27 protein-coding genes are annotated in these 25,938 nt (G+C 63.1%); 19 read left to right on the top strand and 8 right to left on the bottom strand.

The genetic code is table 11. The features are described 5' to 3' along the window. The first annotated feature begins 3 nt into the window (after positions 1-3). Together ACFULV_RS16865 and ACFULV_RS16860 are read left to right on the top strand one after the other, a co-directional pair. Positions 4-1,113, top strand: coding sequence for an alcohol dehydrogenase catalytic domain-containing protein (locus tag ACFULV_RS16865; RefSeq protein WP_378657518.1), 1,110 nt, complete (start codon positions 4-6; stop codon positions 1,111-1,113). 52 nt (positions 1,114-1,165) lie between these two features. Next, positions 1,166-2,590, top strand: coding sequence for an NAD-dependent succinate-semialdehyde dehydrogenase (locus ACFULV_RS16860; protein ID WP_378657548.1), 1,425 nt, complete (start codon positions 1,166-1,168; stop codon positions 2,588-2,590). Positions 2,591-2,826: 236 nt separating this feature from the next. On the opposite strand, the gene ACFULV_RS16855 is transcribed toward ACFULV_RS16860, so the two are convergent. The 3 genes from ACFULV_RS16855 to ACFULV_RS16845 all read right to left on the bottom strand — a co-directional run bounded on the left by ACFULV_RS16855 (position 2,827) and on the right by ACFULV_RS16845 (position 5,773). Next, positions 2,827-3,033 carry a hypothetical protein gene (locus ACFULV_RS16855; RefSeq protein ID WP_378657515.1) on the bottom strand — a complete coding sequence of 69 codons (207 nt, stop codon included), beginning with the start codon at positions 3,031-3,033 and terminating at the stop codon, positions 2,827-2,829. A 171-nt stretch (positions 3,034-3,204) separates the two neighbouring features. Further along, positions 3,205-4,842, bottom strand: coding sequence for a long-chain fatty acid--CoA ligase (locus ACFULV_RS16850; RefSeq protein WP_378657513.1), 1,638 nt, complete (start codon positions 4,840-4,842; stop codon positions 3,205-3,207). 61 nt (positions 4,843-4,903) lie between these two features. Further along, positions 4,904-5,773: a crotonase/enoyl-CoA hydratase family protein gene (locus ACFULV_RS16845; RefSeq protein ID WP_378657511.1), complete on the bottom strand. Its 870-nt coding sequence runs from the start codon at positions 5,771-5,773 to the stop codon at positions 4,904-4,906. Between the two features lie 34 nt (positions 5,774-5,807). On the opposite strand from ACFULV_RS16845, the gene ACFULV_RS16840 reads away from it, so the two are divergent. From ACFULV_RS16840 to ACFULV_RS16765, 16 genes are all read left to right on the top strand, one after another. Continuing rightward, positions 5,808-6,680: a QsdR family transcriptional regulator gene (locus tag ACFULV_RS16840; RefSeq protein ID WP_378657508.1), complete on the top strand. Its 873-nt coding sequence runs from the start codon at positions 5,808-5,810 to the stop codon at positions 6,678-6,680. A gap of 2 nt (positions 6,681-6,682) precedes the next feature. Further along, positions 6,683-7,822, top strand: a complete 1,140-nt coding sequence (locus ACFULV_RS16835) for a serine hydrolase domain-containing protein (RefSeq protein WP_378657506.1) — start codon at positions 6,683-6,685, stop codon at positions 7,820-7,822. Between the two features lie 156 nt (positions 7,823-7,978). After that, positions 7,979-8,746 carry an MlaE family ABC transporter permease gene (locus tag ACFULV_RS16830; RefSeq protein ID WP_378657503.1) on the top strand — a complete coding sequence of 256 codons (768 nt, stop codon included), beginning with the start codon at positions 7,979-7,981 and terminating at the stop codon, positions 8,744-8,746. Positions 8,747-8,791: 45 nt separating this feature from the next. Next, positions 8,792-9,610: an ABC transporter permease gene (locus ACFULV_RS16825; RefSeq protein ID WP_378657500.1), complete on the top strand. Its 819-nt coding sequence runs from the start codon at positions 8,792-8,794 to the stop codon at positions 9,608-9,610. Then, complete coding sequence (locus tag ACFULV_RS16820) at positions 9,607-10,791, top strand: MCE family protein (protein WP_378657498.1); 1,185 nt, start codon at positions 9,607-9,609, stop codon at positions 10,789-10,791. Before ACFULV_RS16825 ends, ACFULV_RS16820 begins: the two co-directional genes overlap by 4 nt. Continuing rightward, on the top strand, positions 10,788-11,801 hold the full coding sequence (locus tag ACFULV_RS16815) for an MCE family protein (protein ID WP_378657495.1): 1,014 nt from the start codon (positions 10,788-10,790) through the stop codon (positions 11,799-11,801). The genes ACFULV_RS16820 and ACFULV_RS16815 overlap by 4 nt, the downstream gene beginning before the upstream one ends. Then, the gene (locus ACFULV_RS16810; protein WP_378657492.1) at positions 11,798-12,820 is read left to right on the top strand and encodes an MCE family protein; all 1,023 of its coding nucleotides are present in this window, start codon (positions 11,798-11,800) and stop codon (positions 12,818-12,820) included. The genes ACFULV_RS16815 and ACFULV_RS16810 overlap by 4 nt, the downstream gene beginning before the upstream one ends. Beyond that, a complete protein-coding gene (locus tag ACFULV_RS16805) occupies positions 12,817-14,091 on the top strand; it encodes an MCE family protein (RefSeq protein ID WP_378657490.1) in 1,275 nt (424 codons plus the stop codon). The genes ACFULV_RS16810 and ACFULV_RS16805 overlap by 4 nt, the downstream gene beginning before the upstream one ends. Continuing rightward, positions 14,088-15,224, top strand: a complete 1,137-nt coding sequence (locus tag ACFULV_RS16800; RefSeq protein ID WP_378657488.1) for an MCE family protein — start codon at positions 14,088-14,090, stop codon at positions 15,222-15,224. Before ACFULV_RS16805 ends, ACFULV_RS16800 begins: the two co-directional genes overlap by 4 nt. Beyond that, positions 15,224-16,435, top strand: a complete 1,212-nt coding sequence (locus ACFULV_RS16795; RefSeq protein ID WP_378657486.1) for an MCE family protein — start codon at positions 15,224-15,226, stop codon at positions 16,433-16,435. Before ACFULV_RS16800 ends, ACFULV_RS16795 begins: the two co-directional genes overlap by 1 nt. Position 16,436: 1 nt before the next feature. After that, on the top strand, positions 16,437-16,961 hold the full coding sequence (locus ACFULV_RS16790; RefSeq protein WP_378657485.1) for a hypothetical protein: 525 nt from the start codon (positions 16,437-16,439) through the stop codon (positions 16,959-16,961). 47 nt (positions 16,962-17,008) lie between these two features. After that, positions 17,009-17,473 carry a hypothetical protein gene (locus tag ACFULV_RS16785; protein WP_378657484.1) on the top strand — a complete coding sequence of 155 codons (465 nt, stop codon included), beginning with the start codon at positions 17,009-17,011 and terminating at the stop codon, positions 17,471-17,473. Positions 17,474-17,627: 154 nt separating this feature from the next. After that, positions 17,628-18,386: a 3-oxoacyl-ACP reductase FabG gene (fabG, locus tag ACFULV_RS16780; RefSeq protein ID WP_378657545.1), complete on the top strand. Its 759-nt coding sequence runs from the start codon at positions 17,628-17,630 to the stop codon at positions 18,384-18,386. Next, positions 18,383-18,835 carry a MaoC family dehydratase gene (locus tag ACFULV_RS16775; protein WP_378657481.1) on the top strand — a complete coding sequence of 151 codons (453 nt, stop codon included), beginning with the start codon at positions 18,383-18,385 and terminating at the stop codon, positions 18,833-18,835. Before fabG ends, ACFULV_RS16775 begins: the two co-directional genes overlap by 4 nt. 105 nt (positions 18,836-18,940) lie before the next feature. After that, positions 18,941-19,177: a hypothetical protein gene (locus tag ACFULV_RS16770; protein WP_378657478.1), complete on the top strand. Its 237-nt coding sequence runs from the start codon at positions 18,941-18,943 to the stop codon at positions 19,175-19,177. Positions 19,178-19,523: 346 nt separating this feature from the next. Continuing rightward, positions 19,524-19,874: an Lsr2 family protein gene (locus ACFULV_RS16765; RefSeq protein WP_378657475.1), complete on the top strand. Its 351-nt coding sequence runs from the start codon at positions 19,524-19,526 to the stop codon at positions 19,872-19,874. Between the two features lie 277 nt (positions 19,875-20,151). On the opposite strand, the gene ACFULV_RS16760 is transcribed toward ACFULV_RS16765, so the two are convergent. Further along, the gene (locus ACFULV_RS16760; protein ID WP_378657473.1) at positions 20,152-21,042 is read right to left on the bottom strand and encodes a hypothetical protein; all 891 of its coding nucleotides are present in this window, start codon (positions 21,040-21,042) and stop codon (positions 20,152-20,154) included. Positions 21,043-21,751: 709 nt separating this feature from the next. Then, positions 21,752-22,501: a GntR family transcriptional regulator gene (locus tag ACFULV_RS16755; protein ID WP_378657470.1), complete on the bottom strand. Its 750-nt coding sequence runs from the start codon at positions 22,499-22,501 to the stop codon at positions 21,752-21,754. Between the two features lie 71 nt (positions 22,502-22,572). Between ACFULV_RS16755 and ACFULV_RS16750 the strand changes: the two genes are divergently transcribed. Further along, positions 22,573-23,664: a DUF1152 domain-containing protein gene (locus tag ACFULV_RS16750; RefSeq protein WP_378657468.1), complete on the top strand. Its 1,092-nt coding sequence runs from the start codon at positions 22,573-22,575 to the stop codon at positions 23,662-23,664. Between the two features lie 68 nt (positions 23,665-23,732). On the opposite strand, the gene ACFULV_RS16745 is transcribed toward ACFULV_RS16750, so the two are convergent. The 3 genes from ACFULV_RS16745 to ACFULV_RS16735 form a co-directional block, all read right to left on the bottom strand. Beyond that, a complete protein-coding gene (locus ACFULV_RS16745) occupies positions 23,733-23,870 on the bottom strand; it encodes a hypothetical protein (RefSeq protein ID WP_378657465.1) in 138 nt (45 codons plus the stop codon). Positions 23,871-24,069: 199 nt separating this feature from the next. After that, positions 24,070-24,456, bottom strand: coding sequence for an ESX secretion-associated protein EspG (locus tag ACFULV_RS16740; protein WP_378657463.1), 387 nt, complete (start codon positions 24,454-24,456; stop codon positions 24,070-24,072). Continuing rightward, entirely contained in the window at positions 24,453-25,937 is a 1,485-nt protein-coding gene (locus ACFULV_RS16735) for a hypothetical protein (protein ID WP_378657461.1), read from the bottom strand. The genes ACFULV_RS16740 and ACFULV_RS16735 overlap by 4 nt, the downstream gene beginning before the upstream one ends. Position 25,938 lies beyond the last annotated feature (1 nt).

Genomic DNA, 25,938 nt, shown 5'->3' with positions numbered 1-25,938 from the left:
GGAATGAAGATTCGGGGCGCGGTACTCGAACACAGTGGGCAGACTCGACCATACGCACGGTCCCGGCCACTCGTCATCGACGAACTCGACCTCGACCCACCCGGGCCGGGCGAGGTCCTTGTTCGTATCGAGGCCGCCGGTATCTGCCACTCCGACCTGTCAGTCGTCGACGGCAATCGTCGCCGCCCCCTTCCGATGCTGCTCGGGCACGAAGCCGCCGGGCGAGTCGAGCTCCTCGGATCCGACGTCGACGACATCGCGATCGGACAGCGGGTGGTCATGACCTTTCTCCCGCGATGTGGATATTGTCTCGCCTGTGGCACCAACGGGCGATTGCCCTGCTCCGCGGGTAGCGCAGCCAACAACGACGCCATCCTCCTCGGAGGTGGAGTACGCCTGCGTCGTGGCGGGAAGGCGATCAACCATCATCTCGGGATATCCGGATTCGCCACCCACACTGTGGTCGACCGACGCTCAGTAGTTCCCATCGGCGACGACATACCGCCTGACATCGCTGCGGTACTCGGTTGCGCGGTACTGACCGGCGGCGGCGCGGTGATCAATGCAGGCCGCCCGCAGCCGGGCGATGCAGTCATGGTCGTCGGGTTGGGTGGAGTGGGAATGGCGGCCCTGCTCACCGCAGTCGCGTTGGGCCACGGCGAGGTCATGGGTGTGGATCCGCTGCCCGACAAGCTCAGCCATGCACGCGCAGCCGGTGCCGCCGCTTGCACACCGCAAGAGGTGATCGAATCCGGGATCACCGCCGCCGTCGTCGTGGAGGCAGCAGGCAGTGCCCGCGCATTCGAGACCGCCGTGGCGGCGACCGCTCCAGGCGGGACGACCGTGACAGTCGGGCTGCCTGGACCCGAGATCCGCGCCACCATCGCGCCATTGGGTCTGGTCTCGGGAGCACGCACGATCACCGGAAGCTATCTCGGTTCGGCGGTGCCCGAACGTGACATCCCGATCTTCGCGCAGATGTGGCGCGACGGTGTACTCCCGGTCGAGCAGCTGATCACCTCACGTATTCGACTGTCCGAAATCAATTCAGCCATGGACGAGTTGGCCGACGGCAAAGCCGTTCGACAAATCATTGTCTTCGATCAAGATTGAGGCCCAGCAATTGAGCATCACAGCATCCACCATTCGTGACGTCGAGGCGCAGATGTACTACGGCGGGCAGTGGCGAGACGCACAGGGCGCCAGAACCTTTCAGGTCTTCGACCCTGCCACTGAGCTGCCCCTGGCCTCCGTGGCCGACGCAACGCCCGCCGACGCGCGCGCCGCTCTGAACTCCGCCGTCGTCGCCCAACGACACTGGGCTCGCACCGCACCTCGCACGCGATCAGAGATTCTGCGAAGAGCCTTCGAAGCCGTAACCGCCCGCGCGGAGGAATTCGCCTCACTCATCACTCTCGAGATGGGCAAACCGTTGGCCGAGGCGCGAGCCGAGGTCACCTACAGCGCAGAATTCCTGCGCTGGTTTGCCGAAGAAGCCGTGCGGGCCAATGGACGATTCGGCACCGCACCTGACGGCAAGACCCGACTGCTCGTCCACAAACACCCTGTCGGGCCAACGCTGTTGATCACCCCATGGAACTTCCCACTGGCGATGGCCACCCGCAAGATCGCACCCGCCGTCGCGTCCGGCTGCACCATGGTACTCAAACCCGCCGCGCTCACACCGCTGACTTCACTCCTGCTGACCAGAGTCCTCGCCGACGCCGGCCTTCCTCCAGGCGTGCTCAACGTGATTCCGACATCATCGGCGGCAGAGACTGTTTCGGCGATCATTACAGACCCTCGGCTGCGGAAACTGTCGTTCACGGGTTCCACTCAGGTCGGTCGCCGTCTTCTCTCCGACTCGGCGACACAAGTACTGCGGACCTCGATGGAGCTCGGCGGCAACGCACCGTTCCTTGTGTTCGACGACGCCGACATCGATGCCGCTGTCGAAGGCGCGATCGTCGCGAAACTACGCAACATGGGGCAGGCGTGCACCGCGGCCAACCGCTTTCTGGTGCACGATTCGGTGGCCGCGGAGTTCTCCGACAAACTCACCGAACGGATGGCTTCCCTTGTCGTCGGGCCGGGCTCCGACCCCACCACCCAGATCGGACCACTGATCGATGAGGGTTCTCGCCGCAAGGTGCACGACCTCGTGCTCGACGCTGTCGAGCGTGGTGCCGTCGTCCGAGTCGGCGGTGCGCCACTTCCTGGCCCCGGGCATTTCTATCCGCCGACCGTCCTAACCGACGTGGATCCCGGTTCCCGCCTGCTGCGCGAAGAAATTTTCGGACCCGTCGCACCGATCATCCGATTCGGTACCGAAGACGAGGCCATAGCAGCGGCGAACAGCACCGAGTACGGGCTGGCCGCCTACGCCTACACTCGCGACACTGCCCGTGGTCTTCGTCTGATGGAAGAGCTCGAGACCGGAATGCTCGGGCTCAACGTCGGTGTGGTGTCCAATCCCGCGGCACCGTTCGGAGGGGTTAAACAATCTGGTTTGGGCCGCGAGGGCGGATTCGAAGGCATCGAGGAATATCTGGAAATCAGGTACACCGCAGTGAGTGACCCTTACGCCTGAGAAAGATCCTTGACCGCGTGTACTTTTCACGCGGTCAAGGATCTGGCGTGCTGATGCGAGCCTGGCTTTCTACAGGGGTATCGCATCGTCACGTGACTGTAGGGTGATCGCGTGCGTGGTCCGTTGCACATGAACCAGCGCATCCCTGGCCGCGCCTATTCCTGTGCAGATGCCCGGCCGCGCGATGGCGCGACTGTCCGGCCACGCCGGACCGCTGGACTGCGCATTTCTGATCGTCAGATGTCGGTGACTGCCGTGTGGATGTCTTCGACTACCCGGATGATGTCTACGACCGCGATGATCTGTCCGAGTGTCGAGGAGGGCAGACCATCGACGGTTTGGACGAGACGGCGCAGTGAGCGATTGCTGAATTGCGCGACGATCTCAGCATCGCCGCGGTATCGAACCTTGTCGCCGTGAGGACCACGGCGTGCAGGTGGCATCTGAACTCCAATTCGCGCGCAGTGTTTCGAGCAGCCGGTCGTTCACCGCTGATGTCGAACATCACGGTTGCAGGCGAGCTGTTTCGGCCAGAAAGCGCATCCTCGGGAGCCGAGGCGAGGCGAGGCGAGCTCGGCTCCCGAGGATGTTGGAGGGCTGGTTGGAGATATAAGTCAGGGCAGCGAGGTGACGGTCAGGTCGCCGTCGGCGTACTGGGCGCGCAGCCGTTTCTTGTCGAACTTGCCGACGCTGGTCTTGGGTACCTCGGTGATGAAGGTCCAGCGTTCGGGCAGTTGCCATTTGGCGACTTTGTCGGCCAGGAAGTCGCGCAGCTCGGCTGCCTCGGCGGCGCCGGCCTCGGTCAGCACGATGGCGACCAGCGGCCGCTCGTCCCACTTCTCGTCCGGCACTCCGATGACTGCGGCCTCGGCGACGGCCGGGTGGCCCATCACCGCGTTCTCCAGATCCACCGAGGAGATCCACTCGCCACCGGACTTGATGACGTCCTTGGAACGGTCGACCAGGGTGAGATAGCCAGTGGGGCTGATCTTGCCGATGTCGCCGGTGCGCAGCCAGCCGTCGTCGAACTTGTCGGAGTCGATCGCGGCGCCATCGGGGGAATAGTAAGAGGCGGTGATCCACGGACCGCGAACTTCCAGCTCTCCTAGTGAATCGCCGTCGTTGGGCACGACGCTGCCATCGTCGCCGACCAGCCGTGCCTGCACACCGGCGGGGAATCGTCCTTGTGTATAACGAAATTCCCACTCCTGCTCGCCGGTGACACCCGCAGGCGGGTGCGCGACGCTGCCCAGCGGTGAGGTCTCGGTCATGCCCCATGCCTGCACTATTCGCAATCCGTGCTGCTCATGGAAGGCGCGCATCATCGAAGGCGGAACCGCCGACCCGCCCACCACCGCGGCGCGCAAGTGCGAGATGTCCTGCGGCCTGGCAGCCAGCCCGGCAAGTACCCCGCCCCAGATGGTTGGCACGGCCGCGGCGAAGGTCGGCTTCTGGTCTGCCATCATCTCCAGCAGCGGTCCCGGCTGCAAGAAGCGGTCGGGCATGAGCAGGTTCGTGCCCGCCATCAGCGCGGCATAGGGCAGGCCCCAGGCGTTCGCATGGAACAGGGGCACGATCGCCAGCACGTTGTCGGAACCGGTGCAGCCCATACCCATCGGCGAGGCGACCTGCATCGCGTGCAGCCAGTTGGAGCGGTGGGAGTACACCACGCCCTTCGGATCGCCGGTAGTGCCGGAGGTGTAACACATTGCGGCGGCGGACCGCTCATCGATCAGCGGGTAGTCGAAGATGTCGGGCTGGGTGGCGAGCAGTTCGGTATAGGAGTGCACCTGCACGCCGGCAGGTGCCTGCAACGCCTCGGCGTCGCCGTTGGCAACGATGACATGGCGAACCGTCTTCAGGTTCGGCAGATACTGGGCGAACATCGGCACCAACGAGCCGTCAACGATGACGACCTGGTCTTGGGCATGATTGGCCACGTATACCAGCTGCTCAGGAAACAAACGGATGTTGAGAGCATGGAGCACCGCGCCCATGGCAGGCACGGCGATGTAGCTGACCATGTGCTCGTTGTTGTTCCACATGAAGGTCGCGACCCGGTCGCCGATTCCGATTCCGAACCCGCGCAACGCGTTCGCCAGTTTTGCTGCCTCAGAACCCATCTCGCGGTACGTCATGGTGCGCACGCCGCTGCCGGTCCAAGTGGACACTGTGCTGTCGCCTTGGAAGGTCGAGGCGTACTTCAGTAGCGTCGCGAGTGAAAGTGGCTCGTCCTGCATGGTGCTCAACATCGGTGCGGTGTCTCCTCTAGCTATTGATCGCATTTCGTTGTCCTCGGTGCGGTGGGGTTGGTCAGCCGAATACCTGCGGTAGTTGATGGCTGGTTCGACTGGTGAACTGTGGTCGTCTCTTGCCGAGGAACGCGTCGACGCCTTCTTGGCCGTCGGCGATGCTGGTGTAGAACATCGCCAGCGAGTCGACCCGGTGGGCGTCGAGCGGATGCGGCTGTGCGCTGTTGCGGTACATCATGTGCCGGGCTAATGCGGTAGCGACCGGTGAGCGGTCAGTGGTGAACCTCTTGGCCAGCGCATACGCGGTATCCAACAGATCGGCCGCCGTGACGACCGTGCGAACCAGTCCGCTTTCGAAAGCGGTATCGGCGGTGAGGATTTCGGCCGCATAGGTCCATTCCAAGGCACGACTGATTCCGACGATGCGCGGCAGGAACCACGTGCTGCACGCTTCAGGAACGATGCCGAGCTTGCCGAAGACGAATCCGATGCGGGCATCATCGCTGGCTATTCGAATGTCCATGGGCAGGGTCATCGTCGCCCCGACTCCTATTGCGGCGCCGTTGATGGCTGCGATCACCGGTTTGGTGCACGCATAGATGGCTAGCGCCACGCGCCCGCCGGCATCACGCACACCCTGGTGGATCGGCGGATCGGTCAGCCGGTGGTGCATGTCTGTGGGTGTGGGCCGGGCTGTTTCATCCAGACCGAACACGTTGCCGCCGACCGACAGGTCCATGCCCGCGCAGAAGGCGCGTCCGGCGCCGGTCACCACGATCGCAGAGACTGCGTCGTCACGGCTGGCTTGCTCGAACGCGTCCACGAGCTCGTCGGCCATGCTCACGGTGAACGCGTTGAGTTGCTCGGGGCGGTCCAGCGTGATGGTCAAGATCGCGTCGTGTACCTGGTAGCGCAGGGTCTGGAAGGTCACCGGTTTGCTCCTGACTGGGCTGTGATCGGCCGACGTGGATATCGCGCGACCGGACCAGATCGTGTTCGCTATGCCATCCCCGTCTCACGAGACGGCGTCGATGGAGGAAGTCGGTCCTGCCGGGCATCTTTGCCAGCAGCACTCGACAAGCTGTAAGTCTGTGCAGCGTCGGCGGCCAGAACTTGCCTTTGCGCGACAACAATTTGATTTCATCCGACAGATTCGCTTCGTCCGCGACGCGCCCCTTCGCCTGCTGTGCGCACCAATTTGCAACATCTACTTGATTCGTTGCCACGTTTGCGAGTATGTTGCACTCATGAGTGGTCCGGGTCACAGCAAAGTGTCAGCCGAGCAGGCGGTCGCCGTCGCCAGGCGCAAGTTCCTCGAGGGCGACCGTTTGGATATGCAGAAACTCGCTGCTGAACTCGGGGTCGACCGAACAACACTGTTCCGTTGGGTCGGCAATCGCGACCATCTGCTCGCGACCGTGCTGTGGTCGCTCGCGGAGCCGACTCACCGCGCGGCGGTGGCAGCGACCACACGCACCGGTGCGGCCCGGATCGCAGACGCAACGGGCACGTTCGGTCAGGCACTTATCGACGCACCGTATTTCCGCAGGTTTCTCCGCAGCGAACCCGAACGCGCACTGCGCCTGCTCACGACCAAGGAAAGCCCGGTGTTGAACGAAATCGTCGACGCCGTCGAGCGCGTGGTGCAACAGGAGTTGGACCGTGGCCATCTCATTCACCCGATGTCGGCGCACGATCTGGCCTATCTCATCGCGCGGATCACCGAATCCTTCATCTACGCAGATCTCATCACCGGAGAAGACCCCGACGCAACGAAGGCAGCCATCGCGGTAGCAGCGTTGCTCGGCGACCCCACATATATCCCGAAGGGAACGTAGTCATGACCGTAAGCGGGCAATGTAGCCCCGAATTCGATGATCTCCGAACGGAGTTCGAGAAGAACATCGCCTCAGGTGAGGAGCTGGGTGCTTCAGTAGCCGTCGACATCGACGGCGAGGTCGTTGTCGACCTATGGGGAGGGTTCAGCGACAGCGAGCGGACCCGGCCATGGGAAGCCGACACCATCACCAACGTGTGGTCGTCGACGAAGACAGTTACGAGCCTGGCAGTACTGATGCTGGTAGACCGGCACCAGCTCGATGTCCGCGCCCCGGTCGCGGAGTACTGGCCCGAATTCGGCGCCAACGGCAAAGACCGTATCGAGCTTCGTCACCTTCTGTCCCATACTTCCGGTGTCGCCGGCTGGGAACCACCGTTCGCCCTGGACAATCTTTACGATTGGGATTCGGCGAGTTCGCACCTGGCAGCACAGAAGCCGTGGTGGGAGCCGGGGAGGTCCTCGGGCTACCACGCCCAGAACTACGGCCAACTGCTCGGCGAAGTTGTTCGCCGAGTCTCTGGGAAGTCCCTGGCACAGTTCGTCGCCGACGAAATCGCCGGGCCGCTGGACGCCGACTTCCAGATCGGTGCACACGAACTGGATTGGCCGCGCATCGCCGATGTGGTTCCGCCGCCGCCACTTCCGTTCGACCTCACCGCGCTTCCCGAGGGCAACCTCATGCGCAAGGCACTCGGGTCCCCACCACTTGATGCTGCCGCAGCGAACACCGCGTCCTGGCGGCGCGCAGATCTCGGCGCCTACAACGGCCACGGCAATGCACGCTCGCTCGCTCGCATCATGTCCGTGATCCCGTGCGGTGGGAGCGTTGACGGTGTCACGTTGCTGTCTCCGGCCACGATCGAGCTGATCTTCGAGGAACAGAGCAACGGCAGAGACCGCGTGCTCGGCGTCCCGCTACGCTTCGGCATCGGCTACGGCCTCCCCGAACCTCAAACCGTTCCCGCCATTCCCGACGGGCGAATCTGCTTCTGGGGTGGGTGGGGCGGATCGATGGTCGTCATGGACTTGGACCGCCGAATGACCATCACCTACATGATGAACAAGATGGGCCTCGGTCTCCTCGGTTCGCCGCGGAGCGAGGCGTACCTGCGCGCGGTCTATCAAGTAATCGACGCCTGATCAGCGCGCATACAACGCCCCGTTCAAAATCCGTGCGCGCCTTGCCATGGCTTGGTACGGCAACCGAACCGGCTGGCGCCCAGCGGTTCAGCGAGTTGCTGGTTGTTTCGTAGACGGCTCTGCAACTTTGATTCGATTCGACAGTGGGAGAAGACAATGCGAGATCTGGTCCAGGGACCGTTACGCTCCCTCGGCGAGTTCTTCTATCTGTCGCTCGACACCTTCCGCGGCATGGTGACATGGCCGTTTCAAGGCCGGGAATTTCTCGAACAGTGCTGGTTCATCGTGCGAGTGTCGTTGTTGCCGACGCTGTTCGTCGCGCTTCCCTTCACCGCATTGATCAGTTTCACGTTCAATATCCTTGCCGCGGAATTCGGGTCATCGGATATCGCAGGTGCCGGCGCCACGCTAGGGGCGGTGACCCAGGTCGGACCGGTCGTCACAGTGCTGGTCGTAGCCGGGGCAGGTGCGACCGCGATCTGTGCCGACCTCGGGTCGCGGACGATTCGCGAAGAAATCGACGCGCTCGAGGTGCTCGGCATCGACCCGGTTGTGCGGCTCGTTGCGCCGCGTGTGCTCGCCTCGACTGTGGTTGCGCTGCTGCTGAATGCGCTCGTGTGCGCGATCGGGATCGCGGGAAGCTTCTTCTTCTCGGTGTACTTCCAGAACGTCACACCCGGAGCGTTCGTCGATGGCATACCGCTGTTGACCGGACTGCCGGAGCTTGTGATCTCCGAAATCAAAGCCGGGATGTTCGGACTCATCGCCGCGCTCGTCGCGTGCTCACGCGGTCTCACCGTAAAGGGCGGCCCAAAGGGCGTCGGCCAGGCCGTGAACGAGACGGTTGTCTACGCGTTCATGGCCTTGTTCTTCGTAAATATCGCTCTCACGGCGATCGGTATCAAGATGACGGCGGGTAGCTGAATGACGTTGGCAGTACCTAGGTTCACGTCGCGACCGGCTCGCTTCGTGTTTCTCCGCGCGAAGTGGCTGAAACGGGCAGTCGACGAGATCGGCACGCAAGCGGTCTTCTATCGGAAAGCGATAGTCGAAATCCCACTCGCGCTGGTCCACTATCGCCGGGAAACACTACGGTTGATCGCCGAAGTCGCACTCGGTTCCGGCGCCTTGGCTGTGATCGGCGGCACCATCGTCATCGTCGGATTCTTGACGATGTCAGCCGGGGCTGTCGTTGCGCTGCAGGGCTATACAATACTGGGCGACATCGGTGTCGAGGCCTTGACCGGCTTCATCGCGGCGTATGTGAATGTGCGCGTCGCGGCACCGGTGATCGCCGGTGTCGGCCTCGCGGCGACTATCGGTGCCGGCGCTACAGCGCAGATCGGCGCAATGCGCATTTCGGAGGAGATCGACGCGCTGGAGGTGATCGGCGTGCGATCGGTTCCGTACCTGGCGTCCTCGCGGATTCTCGCCGGCATGGTGGCGATCGTCCCGGTGTACGGAGTGGCGCTCATCGCGTCGTTTCTGGCGAGCCGAACGGCGACGGTCGTCGTATACGGCCAATCGGGCGGGGTATACGACCACTACTTCTACACGTTCCTCGTACCCACGGACCTGCTGTGGTCCTTCTTGCAGGCGATTTTGATGGGGCTCGTCGTGATGCTCATTCACACCTATTTCGGCTACACCGCCAGCGGTGGGCCCGCGGGCGTGGGCGAGGCCGTCGGCCGAGCGGTTCGTTCGTCACTCGCTGCAGTGGTGTTCGTGACGCTGGCGGTGTCGCTGGCCGTGTACGGCACGTCCGGCAAGTTCAACTTCGCCGGATGATCAGGCGACTGCGGACGGGGCCGCGCGACCCCCACGTCACCACGGCAGGAATCCTCTTCACCGGCTGCGTCATTGTCGTCGCCGCGCTCGTCGTAGCCCAATTCCGCGGTGAGTTCATCGACAGCGTGAAGGTCGAGCTGCTTGCGCAACGATCCGGGTTGAACCTCGAAACGGGAGCCAGGGTGAAGCTCCTCGATGTACAGGTAGGCCGTGTCGGAAAGATCAGAGAAGAAGCGGGATACGTATCGATCGAGCTCGATCTCCTCCCCGAGCACGCGCATTCGATTCCGGTCAACGTCGGTGCCTCGATCGAAAGCACGACTGTCTTCGGTGCAAAGTACGTTTCACTGGATTTGCCGAAAAGACCAGCATCACAAGCGATTACGAGTGGTACGACGATCGACAACCGAGGTGTCACCCCTGAGATCAACACCCTGTTCGAACGGCTGACCACAGTATTGAAGGCCGTCGCGCCGGAAAACCTCAACGCGACGCTCACGGCGATCTCCGACGCCCTGCGCGGCCGAGGCAAGCAATTCGGTCACACCATCGATCAGGCTGACGCCTATCTCACCCAGTTGCGTCCGAGCTTGGACAATCTGCAGCGCGATCTGGCGGCAACGGCCGATGTAGCCACCGTCTACACAGACGCGGCACCGGACATTCTAGAGACTCTGCGGTCGTTGTCGACAACGGGAGACACTGTGGTGGACAACGCAGCTGGGCTCGACAGATTCTTCTTGGCAGCCATCGGAGTGGGACGGGCCGGCGGCGAGTTGCTCGAGGCGAACGGACAAGCCACCGAAGCGCTGTTGCGGTCGATCCGACCGACTACCGAACTGCTCGACGAGTACTCGCCGGGGCTGCCCTGCTTCTTCCAGGGGCTGGACAAAGCACGCGCCGACATCGAGTCCTTCGTCGGTGGCGCGGTTCCGGGAGTCAACATCAGTGCCACGCTGCTAGCCGGCGAAATGCCGTACCGCTACCCCCAGGACCTACCGAAGGTCGCTGCCAGCGGCGGTCCGCGGTGTGGCGAACTGCCCGTTCTCGACATCGCGAACGGACCGGCGAAATACCTCGCGACCGACACGGGAGTGAATCCGTACCTCCCCACGGATCGGCCGGCGCAGCTCAACGTCCTGGACTTCATGCTCTACGGCATCCCCGGGGGTACGCGATGAAGAACGCTGTGAAATTCGGCAGCTTCACGCTCGTCATGGTCATGGTTCTCGGGCTTCTCGTGTTGGTGCTCGGGCGAATTCGTCTCGACAGCAGGATCGACTATCGCGCCGAGTTCGCCGACGTGTCCGGGCTCGCCGAGGGCGATGTCGTCCGGGTAGCCGGTGTCGACGTAGGACGAGTGGGTGCCGTCGACTTGCGCGGGAGGGACGTGAACGTCGTGTTCGACATCGCTCGCGATATCCGGGTCACCCGTGATGCGCGCCTGACCGTGCGCTACTCGAACCTGCTCGGAGACCGCTATCTCGAGCTCGTCAACGGCGACCACCTCGACGAGCCGATGCAGGAGGGTGGCACCTTTCCGTTCGCCCAGACAAACCCTGCCCTCGATATCGATTCCCTGCTCGGTGGGCTGGCACCACTGACGCGTTCGCTGGAACCCGAACAGATCGATCGCTTGACCGGTGAGTTGATCCGTGTCCTGCAGGGACAAGGCGGGACGATCACCGGCATTCTGCAGGAGATCGCGATTCTCACCAGCACCCTCGCCGATCGTGACGCGCTGATCGGATCCGTTATCACCAACCTGGGTGCGGTACTCGGCACCGTCGGGAACGACAGCGGCGCGCTGTCCCGGGTGATCGACCATATGCAGCAACTGGTGTCGGCCCTGGCCGAACGGGGCACCCCGATCGCGGATGCGCTCGTGCACGTCGAGTCGGCTTCCACGACACTGGCCGATCTACTCATTGCCGACCGCCAGCCCATCCGAGATGACATTGCCCAGGCGAACCGCGCGGCAACACTTCTCGATGACGGCAGCGCACAGATCGAGGCCGTACTGACCGCCTTGCCGGAGGCTTACCAGCGGCTGACTCGGCTCGGCGCCTATGGCAGCTTTTTCAATTTCTATCTCTGCGCGGTGACGTTGAAGATCGACGGTCCTGCTGGCGCACCGATCGTCACGAAACTCGTGCAACAGAAACAAGGCAGGTGTGTGACACCGCAATGAGGCGATACGAGAACCGAAACGCAGCGCGGACAGGCGTCGTCGGCGGAATACTGATTCTGGCGACTGTCGCGACTGTCTCGAACTACGACCGACTACCTGTGCTCAACTCCGACAGCGAGATCCGGGCAATATTCGCCGATGCCGGCGGCCTGAAAACAGGCGATCGCGTCGAATTCTCCGGCGTGAACGTGGGCACCGTGCGCGACATCACGCTGCGCGGCACCGATGTCGAAGTGACGATGAGTGTCCGTCACGATCTCGCACTCGGCGCCACCCCCAGCGCGCAGGCAAGGACTCGGACTGCGCTCGGCAGCAAAGCTGTTGTGCTCACCCCCAGCTCTGACGATCGGCGATTCGACTACGCCTCAGCGATCCCGCTCGAGCGAACCCGGTCACCCTACGACCTGCCCACCGAACTCGGTAAGCTCGCCGACAACGTCGCCGGGATCGACACCGAGCAACTATCGGACGCTCTGCACACGACATCGGGTGTGCTCGAGCAATCCTCGCCAGAACTCGAGGCCGCACTCGACGGCGTCGCGCGTCTGTCGGAAAGCCTGGGCTCTCGGGATCAGGCACTGCGACACTTGTTCGCCGACGGGTCGAAAGTGACCGGCGTGCTGGCGGAGCGCAGCCGACAGATCAACACCCTCGTCGTCGACGGCAACCGCATCCTCGCCGAGCTCGATGCGCGGCGCACTGCGATCGGGAAGCTGTCGAACTCTCTGTCGGCGGTCGCACAGCAGATCAGTGGCCTCATCGCCGAGAACCGCGAACAACTCGCACCGACACTCACGCGGTTGAACAGCGTGCTCGACCTGCTCGAGCGGAACAAGAGTTCCATCGACGCCGCACTGCCCGGTCTCGTCAAATATATGGGGACACTCGGCGAATCTGTCGGCAGTGGACCGTTTTTCAGCGCCTATGTCGGAAATCTGATACCCGGCCAATTCATTCAGCCGTTCGTCGATGCCGCTCTGGGCGACGGTCGTGTGCCGCAACCGGAGGGGCCTCGATGAAGCAGAAGCGAAAGATGTTGGTGAGCAGTGCCATCACGGGAATTCTCGTCGCGCTGGCGGTTGTGAGCTATGTGATCGTACCGCGGATCACTGACAAGGCGATCGTCGCGTACTTTCCCGCGGCCGTCGGACTGTACCCGGGTGATGACGTACGCATACTCGGCGTGACGGTGGGTGTCGTGGACAGCATCGAACCTGAAGGTACCCGTGTCGCAGTGCATTTTATCCTGGACAAGCGGTGGAAGCTGCCAGCTGACGCGCAAGCCGTCGTCGTATCGCCGACACTTGTAACCGCCCGATTCGTGCAGCTCACACCGGCCTACGCCGGTGGACCCGAGCTGCCCGACGGCGGTTCGATTCCCGAAGAACGAACAGCCGTGCCGGTCGAGTGGGACAAGATCAAAGAACAGCTCACCCGCCTCGCGAAGCGATTGGGTCCACAGCCCGGTGAGCCGGGAAGTCTCGGTGAATTCGTCACCGACGCCGCGGGCACCATGCGCGGAAACGGTGCCACGTTCAATTCGACCCTGGCGAACCTCGCCCAGGCAACCACAACATTGTCCGACGGACGGACTGATCTCTTCGCCGCCGTAAGGAATCTGTCCGTGCTGGTGGACGCGCTCTCACAGAGTCACGCGCAAATCGTCGCATTCGGAGATCGGCTTGCGTCAGTATCAGAGCTCGTCGCGACAAGCGAGACGTCGTTGGGAGATGCCCTCGCCGACCTCGACCTCGCGGTCGCCGACCTACGGGCCTTCGTGGGGGAGAACAGAGCGGGAATCAGCGACACCGTCGACAAACTGGGCGGCGCCACGCAAGTACTCGTGGACCGGCGACGCGACCTCGAACAGGTCCTGCACGCGTCGCCGACCGTGCTCGCGAACCTCGAGAACATTTATCAACCCGCTCAGAACTCCCTGACAGGAGCGTTGGCGATGACGAACTTCGCCAACCCGGTCCAGTTCATCTGCTCGGCCATCGCTGCCGCCGGTGAGCAAGGCGCCGAGGAATCGACGAAGCTGTGCATCCACTACCTCGGACCATTGCTGAAGTCGCTCGCGTTCAACTATGCCCCGATCGGCGCCGTTGTCGGGGACTCGGTCGGCGCGCTTCCCGACCAGATCGAATACAGCGATCCGGCTCTCGAACAGGCTCCGCATTCGCCGGGCCCCTCCCCCGCGCCTGTCCAGGTTCCCGCACTGCCACCGTCGCTTCCCGGTTTGCCCGGCCTCATGCTGCCCACACTTCCGCTGCCAGGAGGACCACGATGAGCGCAGTTGCCCGCCTGGTGTGCGTCCTTTGTACGGCTTCGGTTCTCGCAGGGTGCGGGTGGACCGGGATCAACCAGTTTCCTCTACCTGGCTCTGTCGGCACCGGGGATGGTTCGTGGTCGATCGATATCGAGATGCCTGACGTTGCCACCCTCACCGAAAACGCGCGGGTACGCGTGAGTGATGTGACGGTGGGGACCGTCCGATCGATCAGAGTCGAAAACACACACGCTCTCGTGACGGTTTCCCTCGAGCCCGATGTCGAATTGTCCAATGGCACAACAGCCAAGATCGGTGCCACGAGTCTGCTCGGCTCGGCGCACCTGGAACTGCTGCCGCCCAAATCGAGTCCAGTCGCAGCGCTGTTGCATGACGGTGACCGCATCTCGATCGATAACGCCGACGCGTATCCCACGACCGAGCAAACACTGTCGACGCTGTCGTTCCTGCTCACCGGTGGCGGGGTCGGCAAACTCGCCGAGATCAACCGTGAAGTAGGCGAAGCCTTGTCCGGTCGCGAGGACACCGTGCGCAGCCTGCTCGACAATCTGCGCGATTTCACCGGTCGGCTCAACCAGCAGCGCGACGATATCGTGGCGGCGCTCGACGGACTCGACCGCTTCTCGACCATCGTCGCCAGCGATCGCGAAACCCTCGATCAGGCACTGCTGACGCTGGATCCCGCGTTGACCACGCTGGACGCGCAGCGTGAGGATCTCATCGGCGCAGTCGATGCCATCGGCCGATTCGCGCGTTCGGCCGACGCGCTCATCACCGCGAGCCGCGCGGACCTCGATGCCGACCTCCGGGCACTGGAACCGGCATTACGTGCGCTGGCAGACTCCGGACCGTCCTTGACGTCCTCGCTCTCATTGCTCGCGACCCTGCCGTTCCCGATGAACTCCTATCGCAACGCCGTGCAAGGCGACTTCGCGAATCTGTTCTTGAATCTGGATTTGACGACCGCCCGGCTCGACCGGGCGTTGCTGACCGGGACACCCGCGATGGGGCAGCTCGCCTCGCTCGGCGGCATCATCGGCCAGCTTCCGCCCCTCCCGCCGATCCAGGGCAATCCGCTCATCACGCCGCTGAACCTGGGGCAAACCCGTCCCACCGAACAAGGCGGTAATTGATGCTGCTCTCGCGACTCGTCAGATACCAGTTGATCGCCTTCGCTGTGATCACTGTCGTAGCCGTCGCCTGGATCGGAATGAAATACCTTCGTGTCCCAGCCATGCTCGGAATCGGCCGCCACACAGTAGAACTCGTGCTCCCTTCGGGCGGCGGACTATACGAGAAATCGAACGTCACCTACCGTGGCATCCAGGTCGGCGTCGTCGACAACCTCCGTGTCGACGACGGTTCCGTCGTCGTCACGATGTTCCTCGACGGTGCTGTCGACATCCCCAAGCACGACATCGTCGCCGAAGTGCACAGCCGATCGGCCATCGGCGAGCAGTACATCGAACTGCTGCCGCAAACCGACCCCGGCCCCTATCTACAGGACGGCGACACGATCGTCGGCGGCCGATTGCCCACCCCCACAGCGGAACTGATCGACACACTGGATCTCGCGCTGGCCGATGTTCCGCGTGATGATCTGCGTGCTCTCATCGACGAGAGCGGAACGGCGTTCCGCAACAGGGGCAACGATCTGCAGCAGATCATCGATGGGACAGGCGCATTCATCGATGAAGGATTGGCGAACATCGGCCCGACGCGGGCGCTGATCGACGGAGCGGGACCACTGCTCGACACCCAAGTAGCGAGCTCAGAGTCTATTCGCGCGTGGTCTGGCTACCTCGGTTCCATCACCCGAACGGTTGCCGACCGAGATGGCTCGTTACGCAGCCTGATCGACAACGGTGGCCCGGCGGGAGAGGCGGGCGCTGCCCTGTTCACCGAGATCGCGCCGACGCTTCCCAGGGCCCTCGCCAACCTCCATTCCATCGCCGATGTCCTGCGGATCTACAACCTCAGTGTCGAACAGATCCTCGTTATCTACCCGGCGGTCGCAGCAGCGATCCAGAGTGTGGCAGCCGGTTCGGAGCCGTCGATGGGCAACCTCGACTTCAACCTCAACCTCAACGTGCCGCCACCATGCACCACGGGTTTCCTTCCGCCCGATCAACGGCGTTCACCTGTGGACTCCGCCCCTATTCCGCTGCAAACACCCGCGTTCTGCGCTGTCCCGCAAGATGATCCAACGGTCGCTCGCGGCGCACGGAATCTGCCCTGCACCGAGAACCCAGGGCGGCGTGCACCGACAGTCGAGCAATGCAAAGACCCCGCCGGCTACGTCCCGCTCGGCGAGAACACCCCACTCGAGACGGGAGAGAAATGAGATGGCTGACCGTTTGACCGCCTTGCTGCATGCCTTGCGCCGCACCGACCGGCTGATTGCCGCGACCATCGGATTCGCGATCGTCGCGGCGGTATTCACCGGCCTCGCGGCGACGTCGCTGCGAGACCACCGCGCCATAGAGCGGGAGCGTATCGAGAACGCCGAGATTCTCGATGCCGCTAGGTCGGGAATACTCGCGATGATCTCGATCCGTGACGCCTCGGCGCCAGACGATGTCAAGAAGGTCCTCGACCAATCCACCGGCGCATTCAAAACGGACTTCGAGGCACGGTCGGCAGCATTCGTGTCGGTTGTGCAGCAAGCGAAAGTGGTCACTACCGGTGACGTAGTCGCTCAGGGCATCGAATCCAGGGACGACGAATCAGCGACCGTGCTGGTGTACGCGACCTCGTCGGTCACCAACGCCGCCGGCGCCGAGAACGAGACCAGAAGCTGGCGTCTCCGCGTGACGATGACCGACGATCACAACCGCTACAAGATGTCGAAAGTGGAGTTCGTGGCATGAAAATACCTGTGCTGAAACCTCTTCGAACACGGTCGCGAGCGTTACTCGTGCTGTGTGCGAGCGCTGCCCTCGTCGCGGTATCCGGCTGGGCCTATCTGGCGTTCGTGGTTACTCCGCGTGACGTGGCTACGGGATCGACGCAGCAGCAGTCTGCCGTCGACGCAGCCACCCATGCCGCGGTGGCGATTCTCAGCTACGGATCGGACACCGTCGACTCCGACCTCGAACACGCCAACGACCTGCTCACCGGAGCGTTCGCCGGGTACTACGGCACCTTCACACGCGACGTCGTTATCCCCGCGGCGAAGGAGAAAAAGATCGACACCTCGGCGACTGTGGTGGGGAAGGCGATCACCGAGTTCACCGAAGACCGCGCCGACGTCATGGTCTTCCTGAACCAGTCCACGACAACAGCCGACTCCGCAGAGCCGATCACTACGAGTACGACGGTCCGCATGGAGGTGGAACGCCACGGCAACGCGTGGCTGGTCTCGAAATTCGACCCGGCCTAAGTGGGAGTAGACGATGAATATCGATGTGGTAGATCCGATTCAACAGCTCGTGAAAGCGATCGCTTACCTGCTGATTCGAGGTCATCTGCCTGGCTGACCCTTGGCATTCGACCTCTGCCGACCTTCCTTCTCCCCTAATCCGAACAGGAGTGAACTGTTGACAACAACTCGCACCGCCATTGTCACGGGCGCGGCGCGCGGCATCGGGGCGGCAGTAGCCGTCAGGCTGGCCGGCGACGGCCACGCGGTTGCCATCGTCGATCTCGATGAGGCAGCCTGCAAACCCATCGTCGAAACGATCGAGCGAGCCGGAGGCACGGCAATCGCTGTCGGCGTCGACGTTTCCGATGAGCCCGGCGTCCAATCGGCTGTCGAGAGGGTTGCCGACGAACTGGGCCAGCCGACCATCTTGGTGAACAACGCCGGTGTCCTCCGAGACAACCTGCTGTACAAGATGACCACTGACGAATGGGACGTCGTGCTGAGCGTGCATCTGCGCGGCTCATTCCTCATGACACGTGCGGTACAGGCCTACATGACCACAGCACGCTGGGGTCGGATCGTGAACTTGTCCAGCACTTCTGCGCTTGGCAATCGAGGACAAGCGAACTACTCCGCAGCGAAGGCAGGCCTGCAGGGTTTCACCAAGACGCTTGCGCTGGAGCTGGGCAAGTTCGGTGTCACCGCAAACGCGATCGCACCGGGTTTCATCGAGACCGAGATGACCGCAGCGACCGCGGCACGCATTGGGATGTCGTTCGATGAGTTCAAACGCGCTGCCGCCGCGGAGATCCCAGTAGGCCGTACCGGCACGCCCGACGATATCGCGCACGCCGTTTCGTTCCTCACGAGCGAAGGCGCGGGATTCGTCTCGGGACAGGTGCTGTACGTGGCAGGAGGCCCACGGGGATGAGGTTTCTCGATGGCCTCAATGGGCTGCAGCAGGCCGAAGGTACCCATCTGGGGTATTCCGATTGGCATACCATCACCCAGGAGCAGATCGACAGTTTTGCTGACGCGACCGGCGACCACCAGTGGATTCACGTGGACGCTGACCGCGCGAAGGCCGGTCCGTTCGGCGGCACGATCGCACACGGCTACTTGACCCTGTCGCTTGTTCCGATGCTGACCTGGCAGGTCTACACCGTCGAGGGCATGCAGATGGGTGTCAACTACGGTGCCAACAAGATTCGGTTCCCGTCTCCGGTGCCGGTCGGTTCGGCAGTACGGGCAGGCATCGAGTTGGTCTCCGTATCTCAGGCAGATTCCGGATACCAGGTGGTCACACGGGTCACCGTCGAACGTGCGGGCAGCAGCAAGCCTGCCTGCGTAGTCGAAGCTGTCACCATGTTCGTGCCATAAGGGGCGGTGCGAAGAACGACGCGCGGACGCTGAGGATACCGCCTCGGCGGCGGCGACCACCTCCATCCACGAAAATGCCCAATAACTACTTCCATTGGCCACACCATGTTCGAGCATTTCACACCACAATTGACGGAGCCGGATGTCATCGTCCAGATCCACTGGTCAGATGTCGGGGGCGACTGCTTGGATCTGTTCTACGAGGCCTGCGTGAGCGCCGCGAGCCGGTTTGTGGCCGCTTTCAACGCCTCTCACACCAATGCCATCGCCACGATGTGCGCCGATACCGCCGCGCTGTTGCTGCCACGCCTTCCATGCGAACGAAACTGGGTGATTCCCTGACGACCGTGTCCGGTCCTGTCAATATCGACGGCATGGTCCGCGAGTGTCACGACGGCCCGCCTGCTCGCTGCTCACGGCGAGGGTATTCCAGACGAGCATCGATAGTTTCGATCCAAGAAAGGTGGTGGTCAACCGCCTGCCGGAACGGCGACCTCCCCCGACATCTGCGCCAGCCGATCCACGCCGGTCGCCTCGATTCGGAAACCACACAGAAAAGGCGAGCCACGTGGGTTTGAGCCACCCCGCAACGGGAACGATGAGAAGTCGACCATTTCACATCGGGGCCGAAGAGCAATTACGATTGCTAACAGGCATTCCCGAGCACAAACGAATAGGACCCATGATCATGGCGCGCAAGGTTGTTGTCACCCTTATCGACGATTTCGACGGCACCTCGGTCGCCGAAGATACCGTCAACTTCGAAATCGACGGCGCTGCTTACGAAATCGACCTGTCCGATACCAACGCGGCCAAGCTGCGCGATTCCTTCGACCAGTGGCTGCCCTACGCTCGCCGGGTCGGTCGCGCCAAGACCTCTAGCCGTCGATCGTCCGTGACGCCGACCACGGGCACGTCGGTTCGTCGCGACGATCTCGCCGCCATCCGGGCGTGGGCAGGCGAAAACGGCCACACCGTGTCCAGCCGCGGCAGGATCTCCGCCGAAGTCATCGCGGCCTATGACGCAGCATCTGCGTAAGCCAGACGAGCGATGGCCGGATACCCGGCGATCGCAATCAAGTCGGCGTCCGTCTGATGTGCAATGGAAGCGTCGGTCCCGTGAGGGTTTCGTGTTCGCCATCCCGCGCTGACGGGCAGTCTTCACCTGCGACCAATCTCGCTATCGTCGATACCCGCCCGCACCTGGCTTGTGTCCAGTCCATGCGGGCGGGTGAATACGGACATCCAACGCGGACCCCTGACGCACCAAACGAGTACAGCCATGCAGGGCGCAACAGGCAGGGCCAGCTCCCACATCAGCGCCTCACCGAGCCCGGAATCGGCACCTCGTACCGCGTCAAGGTCCCGCCACCCGAAGGGATTTCGCGGCGCACTCCGACTCCTGCGGCACAGATTCGCCGTAGCGTGGAGTCCAAGGGCGCGTCTCCGTGCTCACGAGTCTCGGCCACTTCGACAACCAACACGCGCGACTCCGCTGGTCGGATCAACCGCACCACCAACTGCTCACCGAGCATGTCGAGATTGCCGCTCCACCGTCGCTCGGCCGGGCCGACGATCGCCAGCATCAGCTCGTCGATCGTGTCTGCCAGAACGGCGAGCCCAGATCGGGTCAAGCACTCCTCGCAGTAGAAGCGCGCCATCTTCACGGCAGCACAGAACGGGCTGACCCGGAATTCACTGAGCACTCCAGTCGGTGAACCACCGGGACCAGGCCGACTCCCTATGCACGTCTGCCGCGCAGTCCCAACCGCAGGATCAATCCAGACCACTCGCGCATTCAGGTTCGCCGAAAAATGTTGCAGGATCACAGTTTCCGGTATCTCAAGGTCGGCGAGGTGATGCAGTGACGGGACCAACACGATTCCACCACCGGCTGCTTCGAGCGCTCCGATCAGTTGCCACAGCGCGGGCGCGGGGGTCGGGTAGGTATGCATTCGGTCGTACTCGTAGCCGTGCTCTCGCGCCAGGTCACGCACCTGTTCGGCAATATTCGCGTCGATCCGCTGGTCCAGGAACTCGCCCAGCGACCACAGCAGGCGAATCGGTGACTCGAACTCGACGAAGGTCCGACCGGCGAGGTCATCGCACCCATACCGCGACGCGATCTCGGCGATCCAGGTTTCGACAACCCGAATCCTGTTCCGCACCAATGGGCGTCGGTAATAGGCGAATACGGGTGCGTTCATCGTTTGGCTCCGAGGATCGCCCCGAGCACTGTCAACATCGGGGGCAGGGCCCCGCTGCGGGGTGGCGATTCCCATCGCCGGTAGCCGGACTGCTCGTCGCTCGGCGAGGGCAAGACCGCCCAGGTCGTATCGACGGCAATGTTGTTGAGCAGCAGCGTTCGACTGAGAGGTTCGATGTCGCAGTGACAGCCGGGCTTCGTCAGGAAAGTCGTTCTCGACGAACGAGGATGAGCGATGACCAGACCGTCGCCCAGCTGTGCGGTTGCGGACCTGCACATCGTCGCCGGGGCGATGACCGCCCCGATTCGACCGTCGAGACAGTGCACGATGATCCGATCGGTTCCGGGCGCGATCACCGCCGGGAGCCCTAGATCCTGCCGGTAGCGCAAGCAGCGGTCCACTGTTGTTTCGATCGCCGGGACCCGCAGTTGCGGCCCTCGACGTGATGCGAGCTGCATGCCCATCACCCCTGGTGTCGTCTACTGGACGTTTCGTCGAGCCACCCGTCCGACAGCCGGTTCGCGTCAGGCATGCGCGTTGCCACCTGACTCCTCTTCTCTCCCACCGACGTACGGAAAGATTGCACAACTGGACTATGCCACTAAATTACCTAGTGGCATAGTCCAGTTGCGCGAACAAGGAACATTTCCTGTAGAACAAGGAACATTTCCTGTAGAACAAGGAACATTTCCTGTAGATCGACCGAGAGTTAGACGGTGATCGGGTAGTCCTGACGGAACGCCCAACGGTCTTGCGGATAGACGGCCTCGTCGAACTCCACCGGAGTGCCGTCGGAGTCGAAGACGACGAGCCAATAGACCAGCACAGCAGACGGATTCGGCAGGCTGAGCGCCAGCCGCTCTTCGTCGTCCGCCAAACGCGCAGACACCTGGTCGCGAGCGAAGGCGCCGCGCAGGCCGAGCACCTCCACGAGATGGGGGACGGTGCCCCCTCGAAGCCGCTCGGCCACCAGCAGTTTCGGCGCAACCTCAGCCGTGGCTGCCGGGAACCAACTCGTCGAGAGCTCAGTCGGGCCGGTAGCTTCGTTGCTGATCACGCGTTGACGCTTCACAACGAGCTCACCCTCGCCGACACCCAATTGGGTGGCAACGTAGGCGGATGACTCAACTACGCCGACGAACGGGAACGCGACGCTCTCGGCATCGGAGTACATCGTCCCCATCGCCGCAGCCCGCTCATACCGCTCCCGCGCCCGCGGAGCCGCAGGATTCACATCTCGAACGAATGTGCCAGCACCCCGACGCGCCTCAACAAAACCCTGCTGCCGCAATGCCTGCAACGCTTTCGTCGCGGTCGGGCGAGCCACCCGCCACGTCGCAGCCAACTCGCGCTCGGAAGGAACCTCGGTCCCGGGCGGGAGGTCGCCACGTACGATCTGATCGCGCAGGTACCCAGCAATCTGCAGGTACTTAGGCAAGACCTCTTCGATTTCCGGCAACCCGCATCCTTCGTTGAGTACCATATGCCACTAGCCAGTGTACGGGTTACAGATAGGTCGACCACGCAACAATGACGACAATCGCGATCGCCGCAGGCGGAGGCGGCGACGCGGTCACCGCGGCCGTGCTCGCCCAGAAGATGCCGCACCTGCACATCGCGGCGATCATGAGCTACTCCTGGGACCGGCTAATCATCGATCCGACACCGGGCCCTCGAAGCTCCGCAGACTTCGACGGACTGGTCGATCACGGCGGAGTCTACGAAGTCACTCACACCGCAGGTCTACTCACGGGTGGGCAGTCCACGCTCCCCCGACTCACTCAACATATCGACCTGCCGATTCTGCTCATGGACATCAGCGCAGGCACGACAGGACTCGCCCTCCAAATCAGGAACGCTGCCGACGCACTCGATGCCACGGACCTGATCGTCGTCGACGTCGGCGGCGATATCGTGGCGCTCGGCCACGAGCGGGGCCTACGGAGTCCGTTGGCAGACTCGGTTGCCCTGGCCGCAGGGGTGATGTCTGGTCTCCCATCCCAGGTCCTGGTCGCCGGAGTCGGACTTGACGGTGAGCTTTCCATCAGCGAAGTCAGCGCCCGACTCACACACCTCGGCGCACAGGACGTGGCGGTCCTGACACCCACGGACGTCATTGGGTTCGAACCCATCTGGTCCTGGCACCCGTCAGAAGCGAACGGACTGCTCACCGCAGCCGTCCACGGCTGGCGCGGCACAGTAGAAACCCAACGGAACAGCGTCGTTCAACTCGTAGACGCCGTCACACACGTCTATCAGGTCAGCGCCGAAACTCTCGCGGAAAACTCGCTGGCAGCACTCGTCATGTCCTCAACCACACTGGTGGAGGTCGAGGAGTTGCTACGAAACCACCGCGGCTACAGCGACATAGACATCGAACGCAACCGTCTGACGAACCGATTCGCCGCGCGGACGCCCGGCCCAGAAGTGCTTGCCGAAATCGACCGATACGCAATAGATGCGGCCGATCGTGGCATCGATGCTCTGACCGTCCGCAGGGTACTCGAACTCGCTGAAGCGACCGACTTACCCGCGTCCGAGTCACTGCGCGAACTACTTTCGCGTGAGCGGCCTGACAGATTTCAGCCGCCGCTCTACGCGGTCCGCCTCGATGGCGATTGAGCAATTCTGTCGATATCGCCCCGGCGACCCCTCGCACGGTCAAATGCCAGAACAGTTATGGCATCGAACTACACACGCCAATCAGATCCGACCAGCTGACGAAGGCCGTCGGCGAACTGCTGATCACCACACGGATCGATGTAGATGTCATCGCCGCGGCGGGAGTAGAGATACCTGCCGTCGTCACGGACATCGAACCAGCTCACGAACCTCGGCGGCGATGGCCGCGAAGCCTGACAACCGTAGCTGATCTTGACATGCCCACTGCTGGTTCGGACCGCGGCCAACAACTCGCGCATACGGATCGATTCCCGACTCCGGCCCGAGGTCCAAGAGTCATTCGGATCCCGACCGTGCAGGCGCACCAAGCTTTCCACCATTCGACCAGCAGTGCCGGCCCCACAACTACCCGCCAAACGAGGCCACCATCCGAGCAACGATGTTGACCGAACCGACGTGAATCGACACATCACCTCCCCGCTCGGCAGTCGCGCCGGGATGCTGCACAACCGCGACCCCGATGTCGGACACGATCGCACCGTAAGCTCGGATCGGGGAACGACGGAGACCGATCACCTCAACTTTGGTGTCCGGTTCGAAGATCGTGCGCAGCACTGGGAATAGGTCCGCATCACCACGCACTGGTATCCGCGTCCGGAACGATGCCTCCAGCGCCTCCCACTCTGACTGATACTGGGTCGAGCTCAACACGCGCAGCGGCGCCGGGTACCTGTCAGCCCCGAATTCCTGTGCCACATAGATGAACTCATCTGCCGTAAAACGCCACTTCATCGAGGCTGCTCGCCCCGTTCTCTTGGTGTGGCACTCCAGTCATCTCGCGCGGGTCGGTCGGTAGCGAATGCTGCTGGACCAGACGACTCCTCCATCTCGTCGCGACGTACGGTTTCCCATTCGCCTTCCCGGGTCGGACCCTCATCGATGCCGAATACCGCTGGCGTTGCTGGCTCCCGCGGACCCAACAACTCATCAGTGTTGCGCTGGTTAATCATCCACTCCGGGACACCCTTGTGCTCACCGTCCTGATCGCCCTGCCGTCGACCGGCGCCTGCACCCCCCGGCATCCCGCCCATGCCCGGAGTTGCGCGCGCGCCCGCACCACCGGCAGACCCGCCGCCGACACCAACTGCACCGGGTACCGCTGGGCTGCCCGCAACGGCGCGGCCTGCAATCGGCACGCTGGCTCCCGATTGACCACCTGGTACTCCGGACCCCGACTGGCTGCCTGGAGCTCCGGAGCCGCCCGACGAGCCAGGATTTCCCGAACCTGGCACTCCCCCAGCACTGTTCGGCAAACCCGCACTGGGCGTGCCAGCCACCGCGCCGGTGTCAGCACCTGCCGCGGTCGTGCTGCCTTCGTCGGTGCTCGACGCGGACTCCTCCGTCCCATCGGTACCGCCACCGTTTGCGTCACCGTATGAAGAGCCTTCGCCGGCATTGACCCCCGCGTTCTCACCGCTCGGTTCATCAGCCTGATCCGCTTGTTCGGGTGCACCCACAGGCGACTGGTCTCCGGCGCTTTGCGGTGAACCCGAAGAAGATCCCGAATTCCCCAGGGTTCCTGGCACATTCGCGCTGTCGCCGGGTTCGGTGGGCGCGCCGAAGGTCGGTACGCCCTGCCCCGCTGGTTGGTAGTTCGGAACATAGTGATTCGTCATCGCCCAAACAGCTTCTTGGTGACTGTCACTGGCGGCCTGCTCCGATCCGACGAGGACCGCGGGATTCTCCAAGCCGGGAATAGTCGGCGAGGACGAGCTGGTGCCGGACGGCGGCACGGGCACCGATGCCTTCACCGCCTGCGCCGCGAGAGCGGCCGACTCTAGCCGCCACCCGACACCGTTCGCGATCTCCTGCATCCCCGTCATCTCCCCGACGTAGCGGTCGAGGGCCGTCAACATCGCATCGGCCGACGCGCCCTCCCACCCACTCGCCGCGGACTTACGGACCTTGCTGCTCAGGGCTATCGTTGCGAACTGCATCCCGGACCCGATCAGCTTCCACGTCTCTGCCGAAGCGTGTATCACGCCGGGCTGCATCTGCTGGGCGTGGTCGTAGATCTCTTGATGCGGACGGTTCTTGAAGTCCTCCATGTTGCGGATGTACTCGGGATCATGTGCGGCGTTCGCTGCTGATTGTGCGAGTTCCCCAGCCCGTTGCCTTGTGGTCGCTGCGCCTTGGTTCGCCGCGAGAACCTCCGGGGTCTGGCCTGTCAGGCCCGCGACAATGCCGTCGGTTGTCAGTCCTTCGCCCGTCACG

The organism is Nocardia sp. NPDC057272 (genome assembly GCF_042668615.1).
Classification (GTDB): domain Bacteria; phylum Actinomycetota; class Actinomycetes; order Mycobacteriales; family Mycobacteriaceae; genus Nocardia.
This window is presented reverse-complemented; position numbering and strand designations above follow the sequence as displayed.